Origin of the sequence: Pseudomonas auratipiscis, from assembly GCF_036324085.1 — a bacterium.
Taxonomy (GTDB): domain Bacteria; phylum Pseudomonadota; class Gammaproteobacteria; order Pseudomonadales; family Pseudomonadaceae; genus Aquipseudomonas; species Aquipseudomonas auratipiscis.
In genome coordinates this window covers 71,366-87,224 of sequence record NZ_JAZDCU010000021.1, presented here as the reverse complement: position 1 = coordinate 87,224, position 15,859 = coordinate 71,366, and the positions used below count along the sequence as shown (strand labels likewise).

The window sequence follows — 15,859 nt, the reverse complement described above, 5'->3', positions numbered from 1 at the left end:
CGCTGGCCCTGCTCGCCATTGCCCAGCAGGGTGTAGACGGCGTGGGCGGTTTCCAGCAATTGGCTGGCCTGCTGCTCGTCAATGGTGTCGTGGTAGACACTTTCGCCGCCAGGCTGCAGTTGGTTGAGCCAGGTGAGCAGGTCGGCTTCGCTGCGTTGGCAGTGCGCTTGCAACTGTTGCGCCTCGACCGTGGTCTGCCTCAGGTACTGCAGCACGTCATCGAAGCGCACGTCTTCGCGCCAACTGCGCTTGTCGTGCCATTGCTCAAGGGCTTGCTGCCATTTCTGTTGATCAGGCAGATGTCCCCACTGGCCTTTGAAAGCCGATTGGGCGGCAGCGACGGTGCGGGCCGAGGCCAGGTCCACCATGCCTTCCTGGCCGAAAGACACCAGCTCATTGCCTCGCTCGACCTGATCAAAGGTTTCCAGCAGGGTGTACAGGTCGTCGATATAGGCCTGGCGCTGGATCGGATCTTTGATCCGTTCTGGTATGAAGGCTTCGGTATCGAAGCCGCACAGGTTCTGTACGGCGAGGGCGCTCTCCAGGTTGGCTTGGTGCAGGCGGGAAAACTGGTCTTGCTCCATGAGCCGACCTGCTAGGTTCATGCTCAGGTCATCGACCAGCGCCAGGGGATCATCCAGGGCGATGAACAGCGACGTGTCCTGTTCCGGGACCCGCCCGCGGACCAGCGCCTCTTCGAACGCAGGCTTGTAGGGCGCGCCTGTTTCGCGCTGTTGGGTCGGTAACAGGGTGCTGGTGAAGCTGGGTGCTTGTGCACCCTCGACAAGAATGTCGGCGACGCTGTCGCCCAGTTCGGTGATCCAGCCACCATGCTCGGCTTTGCCGTTGTAGCAAAAGGCGGGCAGATCGAGCTTGCGCATCCATTGCTGCTGGGCGCTGGCACTGCTGCGCAAGTGCTCGCACAGGCGCCAGGTGATCTGCACGGGTGAATAGGCGATGCGCAACTGGCTGTGGCGCGAGTAGAGCAGGTACGGATGGGTTTCACCGGGGTTGTTGCGGATGTCCTGATTCAGCTGGGCTTGGGTCCAGATGTGGCGAGTGAAGTGCTCGCCAGTGACCTGATACTCATGAAAGGTTTGCTCGACGCTGTCCCACACATACAACCAGCCGTCACGCAGTTGGCGCAGGGTGTAGCTGCGGGTTTTCAGCGTGGGCAGTTGCCCCTGCCAGTTCTGTGGCAGCGGGTTCGGTCCTTGGTTGCTGGCTTTGCTGTGTGGGGATTCATCCAGTGCATAGCGCACCGGAAAGATGCTCACCTGTGGCTGCCTGAACGCGCATTGGGCTACATCGAAGGGTGTGTTGGTAAATTCCTGGTTGCGCCTGGCGCGGTGCAGTTCGGCTTCAGTGGCGGGCTTGTACATCACACGTCCTTGTTCAAATTGAGGTTCCAGCAATCGTTATCCATCTGCTGGATACGCATCTCGGGGGCGAGCCTTGCAAAGGCGGGTGTTTGGCTCAGCCACTGCTGGTAGGGGGTGCTTGCGGCCACGGCAAACTCCGTACCCCAACGCAGGCTGTATTCAATCCAGATCGCCAGGCTGCGCTCGCTGATTAGTCCCCATGCTTGTGCGTCGTACAGGCGCTCTTCATACCACTGGCTAAGTTGGTCCTTGTTAATGCGCGCCAGATGCTCAGCTTGGCTCTGTGCAACCCTGCGATGCACACGCTCCACAAATCGCCAGCGTGCCGCCTGTGTAAGCGCAGCCAGCTGCGCCTCACCCAGTCCGGCGTATGACTCATGCCATTCAAGCGCCGGCGCTGTTCGGGAAAAGCTGCGCCATTCGAGCGGCCCGGTGCGCTCCCAGGCATGGGCAAACTCAGGTGTGAACCACGTTTCTATGGGGCCAAGCACCCCATCTAACGGCTTGTCCGAGTAGCTGCCCAACCAGTAGCGCGTGACCAGCGGGTCGGCGAAACGCAGCAGCCCTTTACCGCCATGTACATCGGTTGGCGCTATGAAGCGTCGCAAGTGATCGGCTACGCTACTTATCGGTGCCGGGCTATAGAAAAGGCTCGCGTCAGCGTGCCCCGCCTGGCGCTGCAACGTGCTGTCGATCAACGTCGATGAGCGTGGAAGCGACACCAGCAGTGGACCCAACTGATTCAGTTCCGCCCAGCGTGTGCTCAGGTACAGCGGATGGATCTCAAGCGGCTCGCCGAGTTGGTGCAAGTCAGCAATAGCATTGGCACGCAGCACACCGTCGATTAACAGGTAGTTGGCATGTGCAAGGGTGCTCACTGGGCGTTCTCCTGTGCAGCGCGATCACAGGATTCGCAGCGCGGCAGGTTTCGCAGCAGCGAGCGCTGTTGGGCCAGGGCATCCAGTGGCAGCAGCGCTGGCGTGGACAAACCGTCCAGCTCTCCAGGCAGCAGGGGCGCGGCGGCAGTCCCGATAGCAGGGGCACCACCGAGCTGAATCGGGCTGCTGCTGAAAATTCCGCCGGGCGATATGACCAGATGCTGGCCACCCACTTTCAAGGTGATGCCAACGCCTGCGTCGAGAATCAGTTGCGCACCCGCCTTGAGGTGGGCTTGTTGCCCGGCTTCAATCGCCAACGTTTGGCCGATACGGGCATGGCTGCTGTGGGCAACCTGCAGGTAGTCATTGGCCTTGAGCTCGACCTTGCGGTCGGCACCCACGGTTCGCTGGTCTTGCGCTTCGAGCACCGCAATGCTGTTGCCCTTGATGGTTTCCCGACGTTCGTTGCCCACCTCCAGGCGGCTGTCGTGCTCGATTCGTTGTTCCATATCGCGCTGGGCGCGCAGATAGATCTGCTCCTGACCGCTGCGGTCTTCAATCGACAGCTCATTGAAGCCACCACTGTTCGGTGAGCTGCGGCTGCGCAGCACGGTCCGGGTCTTGTTGGCAGGCAAGGGATAGGGCAGCGCCGTGACCTTGTTGGCCACACAGCCGGTAATCAGCGGGTGATCGGGGTTGCCCTCCAGAAAGGTCACCACCACTTCCATGCCGACACGCGGAATAGCCATTGCGCCAAAACCTTTACCGGCCCAGGCGGATGATACCCGCAGCCAGCAACTGCTCTTGTCGCTGTTCAGTTCGGCGCGGTCCCAATGGAACTCGACCTTCACCCGTCCATACTCATCGCAATGGATTTCCTCACCCTCCGGTCCGGTGACACGGGCGGTTTGACTGACCAGTACGGACGGACGTTGAACCCGCGCAGGTCGGTAGATGGCGTCCCAGGGAATGGCGCAGAAGCTGTTGCGGTAGCCTTGGGTGAAGCCGTCCGCGGCCTGGCTGTTACTGCTGATCGACTCTTCAAGCACCTGCGGTTGCTTGCCTTCATGCGTCACGCTGAGCAACAGCCACAGGTCGTTGTGCTGTTCGCGCGGGTGGTCGCTGAGGGTGAAAAAATGGCCGCTGCGTAACGTTGGCTGATCGCTTTCGCCCTCGGCCAAGTTGTAGTCATGACGATGACGTTCAAGGGCCTGACGGGCGAGTTGCTGGCCGCGCTTTTCCGTTTCGAGCAGCAGTGGATAGCGATAGTCTTCCAGCACTGGGTTGAACTCGGCGCTAGCGCAGCTTTGCAGCAAGCGACTGGGACGCTGCAGGTCGTAGTCGCGGCGCGTCACCGCGCTGGTGCGGGTTCTGACACGGTGGCAAAAGTGGCTGACCACCGGCTCGTCCGCGACCAGGCCGCTGCCCTGCTGATAAGGCGTGCTACCGAGCCTGGGAAAGTAGGTCTGGTCTTCGCTGAAGACCAATCGGTGGCCATCGACACTGTGCTGGTGATGCCAGGCGATGCCGTCTTCGCTGCATAGCCGCTGGATGAACGCGAAGTCGCTTTCGTCGTATTGCGTGCAATAGGCGCGCTTGGAGCTCTGAGTGATATTGAAGGTAAAAGCGTCGGCCTGGATGCCATGGTCCTTGAAGACCTGGGTGACAATCTGCGGCACATCCATGTCCTGGAAAATGCGTGCGTTGTAGCTGAACTGCAAGTAATGCAGCGCCGGCACCAGGGTCAGTTGATAGTGCGTCAGGCGCTTTCCCGATTCGCCCACCGCCACATCGTCGATGAACCCGTGAAGCCCTTCACCGCGCAAGCCGAAGCGCAGGAAGGCTGGCTGGTTGAGCAAACTTTCCAGTTCGATGTTGGGGTACTCGCTGACCAGTTCGATGCGCAGGGCGTAGAGGGTGCTGATGGCTTCGCTGCCCTTGAACGCCAGTACCTTGAAGTCGTTGCGCACCGAGGGGATGAGTAGTTCGAACTGCGCGGTATTGGCCGACGCGAACATGGGCTCGTCCTTAAGCTTGAGTAGGAAAAATGCGCTGCCCGGGCATGCATTGATGGGCGGGCGCAAACATCTTCGAACGCTAACAAGAACGAAAAAAAAATAATGTAGGACGCTTCCCAAAGTGAATTTGGGCTTTCTCTATATCCGCTATTTGCTAGCAAACCACTTAGGGCGCAATCCTATTCAACCCCAGGCTTTTTAGCGCGCCATGGGTTCGTTTTGAGATGCGGCGACGGCGGCCTGACGAAATGCATTGGGTGTCTGCCCACACAGTCGTCGAAAAAAACGTGAGAAGTACGTAGGGTCGCTAAAGCCCAGGCTGTCGGACAGCTGGCTGATGCTCATGTTGGTGTAGATCAGGTTGCGCCGCGCTTCGAGCAACAGGCGTTGATGGATGATTTGCAACGCCGTCTGACCGGCCAATTCACGGCACAGGGTGTTCAGATGGACGCTGGAAACACCCAGTCGATGTGCGAACAGTTCTACGGACAAATGTTCCTTGTAGTGCAGCTCTACCTGCTTGATAAACCCTGCGAGCAATTGTTGGTTACGCTCGTCCCTGTTGCTCGGCAATGTGCGTTGCTGGCTACGGCGACTGATCCACACCATCAGCGAGGTGACCAATGAATGCAGCAGCAGTTCGCGGGCTGGGGCGCTGCCTTCGTATTCCTGATGCAGCACGCTGATCAGGGTGTGCAACGCACTGCGGTCAGCCCCCAGTCGATAACAACCTGCCGACGCCAACACCGTGAGGGGCACACCCAGTTGCCCTTCCAACTGGGCCACCAGTGGCGCGCCGAGCGTCAGCACGTAGCCATCGATATCCGCGGAGAACTGAAAGCCGTGCACGGTCATTGGTGGTATCACCTGGATCGCAGCTTCACGCACAGTGCTGCGTCGCCCTTCTACTTCGATTAACGCTTGCCCACGCCGCACGTACAGCAACTGAAACAGGTCGGCATGCCGATGCGCCTTGATTTCCCAGTGGTGCAGGCTGCTGCGTTTAGGGATGGACTCGCAATGCAGCAGGTCGGGTGTAGGCCAGCCTTTGCTTTCGCCGTAGAGCTTGAACACGGGAATCCGCGGAAGAGAAGCGCTTGTCATTGGGCAACCTGGCCACTGAGGCGGTGCATTTATGGTGTGTCCGATAATCGAACTGTATTTGTAAAAGTGCAATTTGTTGAAGGAATAACACCTTTTTTTCCAGTTTTTGTCAGCAAAAATGCAGGGGCATACAACAACAATAGCTTCCAGGATGCTTACATCCAAGCGCCTGGAGCCCTCAAGCGAGACAAAAACAATGAGAACTCAGGTAGCCATTATTGGTGCCGGCCCTTCAGGCCTCCTGCTGGGTCAGCTGTTGCACAAAGCCGGAATCGACACTGTGATTGTCGAACGCCAGACGCCGGAATATGTACTCGGCCGTATTCGTGCCGGGGTGCTTGAGCAGGGCACTGTCGATCTGTTGCGTGAAGCCGGTGTGTCCGAACGCATGGACGCTGAAGGCCTGATACATGATGGGGTTGAATTGTTGGTAGGCGGCCAACGTATTCGCGTCGACCTCAAGGCGTTGACTGGCGGCAAGACGGTGATGGTCTACGGCCAGACCGAAGTTACCCGCGACCTGATGCACGCCCGCGCCGCCAGCGATGCGCCGATCGTTTACGCAGCCGAAAATGTACAGCCGCATGAAATGAAGGGTGAGCAGCCCTACATCACCTATGAAAAAGACGGCCAGACTCATCGTATCGACTGCGACTACATCGCAGGTTGCGATGGCTTTCATGGCATCGCGCGCAAGAGCATTCCCGAATCGGTACTGAGCCACTATGAGCGGGTCTATCCGTTCGGCTGGCTAGGACTGTTGTCCGATACACCACCGGTGAATCACGAGCTTATCTACGTCCATCATGATCGTGGCTTTGTCCTGTGCAGCCAGCGTTCGTTGACGCGCAGCCGCTACTACTTGCAAGTGCCATTGACCGACCACGTCGACGATTGGTCCGATGACCGTTTCTGGACCGAACTGAAGGCGCGTCTACCCAAGGATGTCGGTGATCGCTTGGTGACCGGGCCGGCACTGGAGAAGAGCATCGCGCCGCTGCGCAGCTATGTGGTCGAGCCAATGCAGTACGGCAAAATGTTCCTGCTGGGCGACGCTGCGCACATCGTCCCACCAACCGGTGCCAAGGGCTTGAACCTGGCTGCTTCGGATGTTTGCTACCTGTACCGGATCCTGGTCAAGGTCTACCGTGAAGGCCGTACCGATCTGCTCGAAAAATACTCCGAAATAGCCTTGCGCCGGGTATGGAAGGGAGAACGTTTCAGTTGGTTCATGACCAACCTGCTGCATGATTTTGGCGACCACAAGGACGCCTGGGATCACAAGATGCAACAGGCCGACCGTGAATACTTTTTCAATTCTCACGCCGGCCTAGTCAACATTGCCGAGAACTACGTGGGCCTGCCATTCGAAAACATCGAATAAGAAGAAGGAGAGGGCGTGATGGGTGTGTTCGACTGGAAGCACTGGGCAGTACTGTTGGTTGTGGTGGTGTTGGTATTTGGCAGCAAGCGTCTCAAGTCGCTGGGTAGCGATTTGGGCGAGTCGATCAAGGGCTTTCGCAACTCGGTGAATGCAGAGGATGAAGCGGCGCCTGCGGCGAAAATTGACAAGGTGTGAAACTTGCTGCGGCTTGGCAGGAACGGGGCGCACTCGGTCCTAACGCGCCGCTTCCAGAATATTCACCATGGCGGTATAGCCGCGCTCGCGCGCGTGGGCCAAGGGTGTTACACCAGCCTTGTCGGTGATGTTCACGTCGGCTCCGGCGGCTACCAACAGCTTGACGATCTCGACATGCCTGGGGCCGCCGTCGCTTAACACGATGGTTTCCATCAATGCCGTCCAGTGCAGGCGATTGACATGGTTTACGTCGACGCCAGCGGCTATCAAGGTGCGCACATTTTCGACGTGACCACGTTCGGCAGCCGGAATCAGTGCCGTGCCGCCATAGCGGTTGGTGCTCTTGAGGTCGGCACCGTGATCCAAGGTCAGGCGCAAGATCTGGTTGAATCCGCGCGCACCGGCATACAGGTAGGGGCTGTCGTCAATGTTGTCCTTGGCATTGACGTCGGCCCCGGCCTCGATCAGCACCTGGGCTGCCTCTATCCGGTTGCCTTGGGTAGCCAACAGCAGCGGCGTGCGCCCCTGCTTATCGCGCGCTTCACGGTTTGCGCCTTGGTTCAGCAGGCGGCGTACTTGATCGACCTGACCGCTCGCTGCGGCGTCGCGCAACTGGCTTTCAAGTACACCGCCTTCGGCACTGGCAGTCAGTGAGACCATCATGGCCAATAGAAATGCGAAAAAGACATTCAAGTGTTCCATGCACATTCGCTCGTCTGCGTGAGTTGTCCTGGGAAGGGGCTCATGATAGAAATGAGCCTTACTATTTAGAAGTTAAATGTTTTCATGAGTATCAGTGTAAAACCGAATAGGTCTTTGTTCGATCTTGATCTGCTTCGGGCCATCGTCGTGGTGGCCGACTGCGGCAGTTTTACAACCGCTGCTGCAAGGCTGCACTCCACCCAGTCGACCGTCAGCCAGAAGGTGCGACGCCTGGAAGACATGGTTGGCCATCGCCTCCTGGTGCGTGGCAATCGCGATGTGCTACCCACGGATGCGGGCCAGACCTTGCTGGGTTACGCCCGGCATATGCTGGCCTTGAATGACCAGATGCTCGAGGCCCTGGCGGGTGCCACAGTCGGTGTTACGGTGCGCCTGGGGGTGCCCGAGGACTTCGTGGGGGGGCGCACCACCAACGCCTTGTCGGCCTTCAATCGCAAATACCAGCAGGTCAAGCTGGAAGTCACCAGCGGCTTGTGCCGCGACCTGAGCCAGAGCTACGACAATGGCGAACTCGATCTGGTCCTGCTCAAGCAGCGGCGCAACAGCCGCGAAGGGGTGGCTTGTTGGCCAGAAGAATTGCAGTGGATCGACAGTGCCGGAACACCTTCGATCGACCTTGACCCGATCCCGCTGGTGACCTTTCCGCCACGCGGCCTGTACCGTGACGACATGATCAACGCTATCGAGAGCATGGGCCGACGCTGGCGTATTAGCTTCACCAGTTCGAGTTTGAGTGGTATCCAGGCTGCCGTGGCCGATGGCATGGGCATCAGCCTGCTCCCGCCTCGCGCTGCAACCGCTGACCACGCCGTGCTGGGCGAGCGGAACGGACTGCCGGTGATCGACAGCTACGAAATTGTCATTGTCCATCGACCCACGGCTGATCCGATGGTCAAGGAACTGGCAGGGGTGTTGGCAAGTTTGCTCGAGGCCCATGAGGTGTAATTATTCATCCGGTGCCTCTTGCGTCGCAGCTGCGCCTTGGCGTTCTGCCACTGCGCGCAATGTTCTCAGCGACACCATTGGTGCATCAATGACGAACTGGTTGGCCGGCCATGATGGTATGTCTCCGGCAGGCTCGGCCTCCAGCTGGTAGGTCACCTCGGTGAGTTGCTCCCCCTTGGGCACCATGGTCCACAGGCCTTTTAGCTGGCTGACGCGGATCAGCTGTGGTTGGCGTTCGACCTTGCCGGCTACGGCGCTCAGGTGCCGCAGCAAACTGCCATCGTCGCGGCGTTCGGTTTGCACACGAATCACCATGTCGCGCGGACTGGCCGGCCAGGGCAGTTCGGTGGTCAGGTAAACCCAGGTGCTGTCGCCTTCGACTTCGAGCAAACGCATGCTGGCGCAGCCATACAGCCATTTGCACGCGACCCGCAGGTTTTCTTGCAGGTCGCCGAGGGTGCGCGCACTGGCCTTGATCAGGGTTACTCCGCGAAAGCGCTGGTACTTCGACTCGGGCACCTCATCCAGGTAGACCTGAATGCCATCCTCGTCTTTGGCCAAGTGCCAGGCCTCGGCCTGTGCGACGCCGGCGAACAGGATGATCAACAGTAGGTACCTGGGACTCATCGGGCAGGCTCCATCGCTAACGTCAAGTCACCCAAGCATAGGCCGTGGAAGCGGGCTTGCCTGGCGATAGTAGGGTGTAAGAAGGTTAGGGGGAGGATGATCTTTGGGCTGGGCTGGGCTGGGCTGGGCTGGACTTGACTGGGTTTGAGGCTGCGGGCTTATCCATTTTATCCAGTGCCGCTGTTGGCCCCTTCCGCCCTTACGGCGGGTCCCTTTTGTCTTGGCAAAAGGAACCAAAACCGCTCGCTCCTACATACGGCCCTACGCTGCGCTTCGGGTCCCCTCGATACGGCACCTTCCGGGGCCACGCGGCCTACGACTTGCTTCGCCAAGTCTACGTCTCGCGTCTTCGGCTAACGCCGAAGGTGCTGCGCACTGACCCCTACAGGCACCTCCTCTCGGCCTTCTGAAGTCGCACTCTGCGGCGCCTGTGCTGACGTGCATGAAGATCAAGATCAAGATCAAGATCAAGAGCGAGACATTGATTTTGAAGATGTGCCAGTGCAGGCGCCCCCTGGACTCGGTGAAAAATCATAAAAAAACCCGCCTTGGCGGCGGGTTTTGTACCGGGAGTCTGGACTCAGCGCTGAGGGTTCAGTACCAGGTTCATGTGACGGTTTACATCTTTGTACAGCAGGTAGCGGAATGGACCAGGGCCGCCGGAGTAGCAAGCTTGCGGGCAGAAGGCGCGCAGCCACATGAAGTCGCCGGCTTCTACTTCGACCCAGTCCTGGTTCAGGCGGTACACCGCTTTACCTTCAAGGACATACAGGCCGTGTTCCATGACGTGGGTTTCGGCAAACGGAATCACACCGCCAGGCTGGAAGGTCACGATGTTCACGTGCATGTCGTGGCGCATGTCGGCCATGTCGACGAAGCGGGTGGTAACCCAGGCGCCGTCGGTGCCCGGCATCGGGATCGGCTCGATGTCTTTCTCGTTGGTGACGAAGGCTTCCGGCAGGGCCAGGCCTTCTACAACCTGGTAGTGCTTGCGGATCCAGTGGAACGTGACGTTCTTGCCGCTGTTGTTGCGCAGGCTCCAGTCGGCAGCCGGCGGAATGAAGGCATAGCCGCCTTCTTTCAGGGTGTACGGCTTGCCTTGCAGGGTGATGTCCATTTCGCCTTCGACGACGAACAGCACTGCTTCGGCATTCTTGTCCAGTTCAGGGCGCTCGCTGCCGCCTTCTGGCGCCAGTTCCACGATGTACTGCGAGAAGGTTTCCGAGAAGCCGGTCAGCGGGCGGGCGATGACCCACATGCGCATTTTGTCCCAGAACGGCAGGTGGCTGGTGACGATGTCACGCATTACGCCCTTGGGGATGACGGCATAGGCTTCGGTGAACATGGCACGGTCTGTGAGCAGCTCGGTTTGAGCTGGGTGCCCACCGTGAGGGGCGTAGTAAGAAGATTTAGACATGGACAGTCTCTACTTTGTTGTTGTGTCCCCGTGCCTGGCAGCACCGGCCGGCGCTGCGTGGGGATGCATTGACACGATATAGACAAGCTCCTCTCATGCACAAATTAAATGTTGAAATACCCGGTATTTGATTAGTGAATGTCGATCCCGCGGTCTCATTTGCCCAGGCGCCGCCGTGTCTGAGGTGGGTTATTTCAACGCGTTGGCCAGCCGAAGCATGGCCGTTTCGATCTCGTGGGCCGTCAACGAGGCATAGCCCAGAAGCCAACCCTGTTGCTTTTGCGCACCGGCATACAGGCGGCTCAGCCCTGGCAAGTGCAGGCCAGCCGAAGCTGCCTTGGCGATGGTCTGCGCCTCGCTCCAGCGATCGTTCAACAGGCAGGGTATCTGCAGCCCTCCGGGAGGATGCAGGGCACGGACGATGCCGGACAGATGGCTATCGATGGCCGTGAGCATGCTTGTCCTGCGCGCTGCGTAGAGTTTGCGCATGGCGCGCACATGGGCATTGTAATGTCCGTCTTCCATGAAGCGCGCCAGGGTCAGTTGCAGGATTTGCGGGGTATGCCCATCGATAATGCTCCGCGCATGGCTGAAGGGTTGGACCAATTCGCGTGGCAGTACCATGTAGCCCAGGCGCAGCCCTGGGTACAGGGTTTTGCTGAAAGTACCGATGTAGAGGGTGCGCTGGTAGCTGTCCAGGCCCTGGACGCAGGCTGTTGGCAGGCCGTCGTAGTGAAATTCGCTGTCGTAGTCATCCTCGATGATCCACTTGCCTTGGCTGGCGGCCCAGTTGATCAGCTCCAGCCTGCGCTCCAAAGACAGGGTTGCCCCCGTGGGGTACTGATGTGACGGGGTGACATAGACACAGTTCGCACCACTGCGATCGGCCCGCAGCAGTTCGGTACGGATGCCCTGGGTATCGACGTCAATCGGCACCACGCGAGCCTCGGCCGCTTCGAAGGCCTTGCGCGCACCAAAGTAACCTGGGTTTTCCATCAGGATCGGTTGACCGGCATCCACCAGTAGTTGTGCACACAGGTAAAGTGCCTGGCGGGTACTGCTCAGCACCAGGATCTGCTCGGGCGTCACTTTGGCGCCACGTTCCAGGTTCAAGTACACCGAAATCGCCTTGCGCAGCGGCTCGGCGCCTTGCGGGTCACCATGCAGCAATATGCGCGGGCGATAATCCTTCATCGCCTGACGCTGCAAGCGCTCCCAGACATCTACCGGGAAGGAGCGGGTTTCGGGAAGTCCGGTGGCGAAGGCCTTGATTGCTTGCTGATCGCTGACGCCTCCGCTGGCGTGGATCATACGACCGCGCAGGCTCAGCCCCTCAGCGGCAGCGGTCGCCTGTTGCGGGTGTTTTTGTTGCCGGATGCGTCTATGGGCAATGCCGCGCAACTCCATACCCAGGGTCTGTGATACATAGCTGCCAGAGCCTTTGCGTCGTTCGAGAAAACCGTCGCGCTGCAACTGGATGTAGGCATTTTCCACGGTGTCCCGGGCAAAGCCCAACGCCTGCGCCAACGCCCGTGTTGCCGGGAGTTTCAGTCCCGGTTCCAGCACACCCTGAAGAATCAGCTCGCGCAGGGCGCGCTGAATGCGCTGATGCAGGTCCAGCGCTTGAAGTTCGACATCGTTAAGGCGAATTTTGAGCGTGTCGAGTTCGAATGCTTTTGCCATGTGGTCTGCCGTTTGTCCTTAAACTGGCCCGAGTTGGCAGGCCAGTCTATGCGTGGACCCAGGCGCTCGCAACGGCCTTGTATGAAGGCTCTATCAACCGTGAACACATCTATCGAGGTAACTTGTGAAATACGCCATCGCACTACTGCTGAGTTTGTCCCCGCTCCTGGTCCAGGCGGTCGAAGTTGGCGAGCAGCTCAAGCCCTGGACGCTGCTCGACCAGTACGACCAGGCCTATAGCCTCAACGATCAGACCCGCACCTTGTTGGTGGCGAGCAACATGGACGGCGCCAAGTTGGTCAAGGCCGCTTTGGAAGACCGTCCCAAGGGCTATCTGGAAGCGCGTAATACAGTGTTCGTTGCCAATATCCAGCGTATGCCGGCGTTGATTTCCAAGCTCTTCGCCATTCCGGCCATGCGTGACTACAGCTACCGGGTGTTGCTGGATCGTGACGGCAGCGTAGCAACGCGCTATGCCCCTGCCGAAGATAAAGTACTGTGGCTGCAGTTGGACAAGGGGCAGGTGGTCAGCCAGCGTGAGTACACCAGCGCAGACGAATTGCGCCAGGCACTGGAAAAGCAGTGAGGGGCTCCCGGATCAGCGCTGCGATCTATCAATAGGCACCTGCAACGTCGACTTCACCCGTTCCAGCACGACAATGGTCCGAAACCACTTCACGTTCGGGTTGTCATGGAATAACCGCTGGGTCAGCGCCTGGTACTCGCTCATGCTTGCCACGGTGAGCACCAGCATGAAGTCGGCGTCGCCGGTCACGTAGTAGCACTGCTGGATCTCGGGTCCGGAGAAGGTCTGCTTCATCAGTTCCAGATCCGGCGACTGGGTACGTTCGGCATGCACCTCGACCATCAAGGTAATGACCTGGCCGATTCTTTCCGGGTCGATCACCGCCGCATTGGCCTGGATAACGCCACTGGCGTTCAATCGCTGAATCCGCCGTTGCACCGATGCGGTGGAAAGGTGAACTTGCTCAGCAAGTTGGCGCAGGGCCAGGCTGTTGTCTTGCTGCAGGGCATCGAGCAAGGCCAGGTCGAAGTCATCCAATGCAGGCTTCATGTGCAAAAAATTCTCATTGTTGGGGCGAAATAAGAGGGCACTTTTCAGTGCTTACGCAATAAATTATCACCGACTCAACGCCCCGAGAAGGACATCGCAATGCACCGGCCCGCCACCCCCAACGCCTCGCTTGGCGTACTGCTCAACGTACTCGCGTCGGTACTGTTTGCGCTGATGTACGCCTACACCCACCTGCTTGATCCCCTCGACGGTGAAGAAATCTATGGCTGGCGCATTCTGCTGACCGTGCCGTGCCTGACGCTGATGGTGCTTGCCAGTGGTCACTGGCACGAAGTCCGTCGGCTTTTCCAGCGGTTGTTCGAAGAACGCTGGTTCTGGGCTGTGCGCCTGATCTCGGCGGCGCTGCTTGGCGTTCAGTTGTGGTTGTTCATGTGGGCACCGATCAATGGCTATGGCCTCGATGTCTCGTTGGGCTACTTCCTCATGCCACTGACCATGGTGATCGTCGGCCGCCTGGCCTTCAATGACAGCATCAGCCGCCTGCAACTGCTGGCGTGTGGTTTGGCGGCGTTGGGCATCATCAACCAGATCGCAATTGCCAAGGCCATCAGTTGGCCGGTGTTGGCGGTGGCGCTGGGGTATCCGTTGTACTTCTGGCTGCGCCGGGTCAGTGACAGCAACAATATGGGCGGGCTGTGGTTCGACATGAGCCTGAGCTTGCCGGTCAGCCTGGGGCTGGTGCTCAAGGGCGGGGTAGTGCTGGCAGCTGCAGGCAGCGGCTCCTCGCTGCCATGGCTGGTGGTCGGGCTGGGCGCCATCAGTGCATCAGCCCTGGCCCTGCAAGCGCTGTCGGGGCCGCGGCTGAACTTGACGCTGTTTGGCCTGCTGATCTACGTTGAACCCATCCTTCTGGTGCTGGCGGCGATTATGCTCGGTGAAAGCATCGCTGCGGCGCAATGGCCCACCTACATTGCCATTTGGCTAGCCGTGCTGGTCCTTGTGGTGGAAGGCGGCCTGAGCCTGAGCAACAACCGTCGCGCTACTCGCCAAGCCGCTGTTCTCGCGAAGGTGGATAGCTGAAGTAGGCGCTGTAGCATTTGCTGAAATGCGAGACTGAAACAAAGCCGCAGGCAATCGCTACGTCCATCAGCGGCAGGTCGGAATACTGCAGCAAACGACGGCTCTTGGTAATGCGCAGTTCCATGTAGTAGCGGCTCGGGGAGGTGCCCAGCTGTGCCTGGAACAAACGATCGATCTGCCGTCGCGAGCGGCCGCTGTAACTGGCGAGTTGGTCGAGGCTAAGGGTTTCTTCAAGGTTGTTCTCCATCAGCTCGACGATGGTACGCAGCGGCGCACTCATGGATTTTTTCGAGCTGCTGTCGACACGGCGAAATCGTGCCCCGGAGAACGCCAGGATTTCCTCCACTCCCGCGGCCAGTGCATCGCCCTGTTGCAGCCGCAACAGGGCCAGCATCATCTCCAACGCGCCATTGGGGCTGGCCGCCGTCAGCCGATCACGATCCAGGACAAAGCTTGCCGGGGTAATCGTGCTTTGCGCGCTGCGCTCGGCCAGGCTTGCCCGCTGTTCGGGATGGATGGTGCAACTGTAGTCCGCCAGCACCCCGGCACGGCCGAGAAAATAGGCGCCGTTCCACAGGCCGCCCAACGCCAGGCCGTGGCTTGCCGCTTCGGCCAGCAGTCGATCCAGCAGCGGATACTTGAGGGGGGTGCGCAGCCCTCCGCAGACAATCAACATGTCCAGTTCATCCAGGGTGGCCCGTTCCAGGCCTGCGGCATAGATCTCCAACCCCAGGTCGCTGATGACGCGCTCACCGCCCAGAGACAATGGCGTGATCACAAAAAGGTTGTTCTGCAACAGGTTGGCGGTAACCAGCACATCCATGGCCACGGTAAAGCTGGCCATGGAGAAGTTTTCCAGTAACACAAAGCCGACGCGGTAAGCGGGCGAGGAGGCTGCTTGCGGGTGCTTGAGGTTCAGCATATTCGTTGTGCTGGTTTTACTGCTGAACTGGCGTGGGGTGGGCATTGAAGCTCCGCAGGCAAAAGAGGATGTCGAGGTTTGTCGAGTTTACTCAGAAGTTCATTGCCCGTGGCGAACGTGCGGGGGTATCCGAAAACAGAATGAACCCTGGCGGCTGCCGCAAACCTAACCTGCGTACCCTACTGGAGGCAACGCATGGAAAACGGTCATATCTGGATCACACTTGCAGTATTGCTCACCCTTGTCGAACTTTGGGCTATCAAGCGCATTATCGGGAGTAAAAGTCGGGCAGATCGGAAGATGCTGTGGATCGTGTTTATCGTTTTTGTGCCAGTGCTCGGTTTGATCGCCTGGGCTGTGGCAGGTCCAAAGTCGAGTGCCGGCGTACCTATTTCACGGGAAGGGTAGGTGCCCTACATAGCAAAAGTACCTGCCTGTGTGTAGGGTGCCGATATGGCCTCCGAC

The 15,859-nt window shown here is 59.1% G+C and carries 15 protein-coding genes and 1 pseudogene; 6 read left to right on the top strand and 10 right to left on the bottom strand.

Annotated features, from left to right (window positions below; translation table 11 throughout):
• From V0R60_RS23375 to V0R60_RS23360, 4 genes are all read right to left on the bottom strand, one after another.
• The coding region (locus V0R60_RS23375; RefSeq protein ID WP_330079909.1) for a toxin VasX at window positions 1–1,382 on the bottom strand (1,382 nt) is incomplete at its 3' end.
• Window positions 1,382–2,260 carry a DUF4123 domain-containing protein gene (locus V0R60_RS23370; protein WP_330079910.1) on the bottom strand — a complete coding sequence of 293 codons (879 nt, stop codon included), beginning with the start codon at window positions 2,258–2,260 and terminating at the stop codon, window positions 1,382–1,384. The genes V0R60_RS23370 and V0R60_RS23375, both read right to left, overlap by 1 nt.
• The gene (locus V0R60_RS23365) at window positions 2,257–4,278 is read right to left on the bottom strand and encodes a type VI secretion system Vgr family protein (protein ID WP_330079911.1); all 2,022 of its coding nucleotides are present in this window, start codon (window positions 4,276–4,278) and stop codon (window positions 2,257–2,259) included. Before V0R60_RS23365 ends, V0R60_RS23370 begins: the two co-directional genes overlap by 4 nt.
• A 198-nt stretch (window positions 4,279–4,476) precedes the next feature.
• On the bottom strand, window positions 4,477–5,382 hold the full coding sequence (locus V0R60_RS23360) for a helix-turn-helix domain-containing protein (RefSeq protein ID WP_330079912.1): 906 nt from the start codon (window positions 5,380–5,382) through the stop codon (window positions 4,477–4,479).
• 196 nt (window positions 5,383–5,578) lie between these two features.
• Between V0R60_RS23360 and pobA the strand changes: the two genes are divergently transcribed.
• Both pobA and tatA read left to right on the top strand, forming a co-directional pair.
• Window positions 5,579–6,766, top strand: a complete 1,188-nt coding sequence (gene pobA, locus V0R60_RS23355; protein ID WP_330079913.1) for a 4-hydroxybenzoate 3-monooxygenase — start codon at window positions 5,579–5,581, stop codon at window positions 6,764–6,766.
• A gap of 18 nt (window positions 6,767–6,784) precedes the next feature.
• Window positions 6,785–6,940: pseudogene (gene tatA, locus V0R60_RS23350) on the top strand (twin-arginine translocase TatA/TatE family subunit); the annotation flags it as partial.
• A gap of 60 nt (window positions 6,941–7,000) precedes the next feature.
• Here tatA and V0R60_RS23345 read toward each other — a convergent pair.
• Window positions 7,001–7,669: an ankyrin repeat domain-containing protein gene (locus tag V0R60_RS23345; RefSeq protein WP_330079914.1), complete on the bottom strand. Its 669-nt coding sequence runs from the start codon at window positions 7,667–7,669 to the stop codon at window positions 7,001–7,003.
• Window positions 7,670–7,747: 78 nt separating this feature from the next.
• Here V0R60_RS23345 and V0R60_RS23340 point away from each other — a divergent pair, with 78 nt between their 5' ends.
• Window positions 7,748–8,629 carry a LysR family transcriptional regulator gene (locus tag V0R60_RS23340; RefSeq protein WP_330079915.1) on the top strand — a complete coding sequence of 294 codons (882 nt, stop codon included), beginning with the start codon at window positions 7,748–7,750 and terminating at the stop codon, window positions 8,627–8,629.
• Here V0R60_RS23340 and V0R60_RS23335 read toward each other — a convergent pair whose 3' ends face one another.
• The 3 genes from V0R60_RS23335 to pdxR all read right to left on the bottom strand — a co-directional run bounded on the left by V0R60_RS23335 (window position 8,630) and on the right by pdxR (window position 12,356).
• Window positions 8,630–9,256, bottom strand: coding sequence for an START domain-containing protein (locus V0R60_RS23335; RefSeq protein ID WP_330079916.1), 627 nt, complete (start codon window positions 9,254–9,256; stop codon window positions 8,630–8,632).
• Window positions 9,257–9,836: 580 nt separating this feature from the next.
• Window positions 9,837–10,673 carry a bifunctional allantoicase/(S)-ureidoglycine aminohydrolase gene (locus tag V0R60_RS23330; RefSeq protein WP_136476898.1) on the bottom strand — a complete coding sequence of 279 codons (837 nt, stop codon included), beginning with the start codon at window positions 10,671–10,673 and terminating at the stop codon, window positions 9,837–9,839.
• 189 nt (window positions 10,674–10,862) lie between these two features.
• Entirely contained in the window at window positions 10,863–12,356 is a 1,494-nt protein-coding gene (gene pdxR, locus V0R60_RS23325) for a MocR-like pyridoxine biosynthesis transcription factor PdxR (RefSeq protein ID WP_330079917.1), read from the bottom strand.
• A gap of 124 nt (window positions 12,357–12,480) precedes the next feature.
• On the opposite strand from pdxR, the gene V0R60_RS23320 reads away from it, so the two are divergent.
• Window positions 12,481–12,942: an FAD/FMN-containing dehydrogenase gene (locus V0R60_RS23320; protein ID WP_330079918.1), complete on the top strand. Its 462-nt coding sequence runs from the start codon at window positions 12,481–12,483 to the stop codon at window positions 12,940–12,942.
• Window positions 12,943–12,954: 12 nt separating this feature from the next.
• On the opposite strand, the gene V0R60_RS23315 is transcribed toward V0R60_RS23320, so the two are convergent.
• The gene (locus tag V0R60_RS23315) at window positions 12,955–13,431 is read right to left on the bottom strand and encodes an Lrp/AsnC family transcriptional regulator (RefSeq protein WP_136476895.1); all 477 of its coding nucleotides are present in this window, start codon (window positions 13,429–13,431) and stop codon (window positions 12,955–12,957) included.
• Window positions 13,432–13,530: 99 nt separating this feature from the next.
• On the opposite strand from V0R60_RS23315, the gene rarD reads away from it, so the two are divergent.
• Window positions 13,531–14,472 carry an EamA family transporter RarD gene (gene rarD, locus V0R60_RS23310; RefSeq protein WP_330079919.1) on the top strand — a complete coding sequence of 314 codons (942 nt, stop codon included), beginning with the start codon at window positions 13,531–13,533 and terminating at the stop codon, window positions 14,470–14,472.
• On the opposite strand, the gene V0R60_RS23305 is transcribed toward rarD, so the two are convergent.
• Complete coding sequence (locus V0R60_RS23305; RefSeq protein WP_136476893.1) at window positions 14,432–15,439, bottom strand: GlxA family transcriptional regulator; 1,008 nt, start codon at window positions 15,437–15,439, stop codon at window positions 14,432–14,434. The two genes, rarD and V0R60_RS23305, sit on opposite strands and share 41 nt — an antisense overlap.
• A 150-nt stretch (window positions 15,440–15,589) precedes the next feature.
• Between V0R60_RS23305 and V0R60_RS23300 the strand changes: the two genes are divergently transcribed.
• On the top strand, window positions 15,590–15,802 hold the full coding sequence (locus V0R60_RS23300) for a PLD nuclease N-terminal domain-containing protein (RefSeq protein WP_136476892.1): 213 nt from the start codon (window positions 15,590–15,592) through the stop codon (window positions 15,800–15,802).
• Window positions 15,803–15,859: the final 57 nt, after the last annotated feature.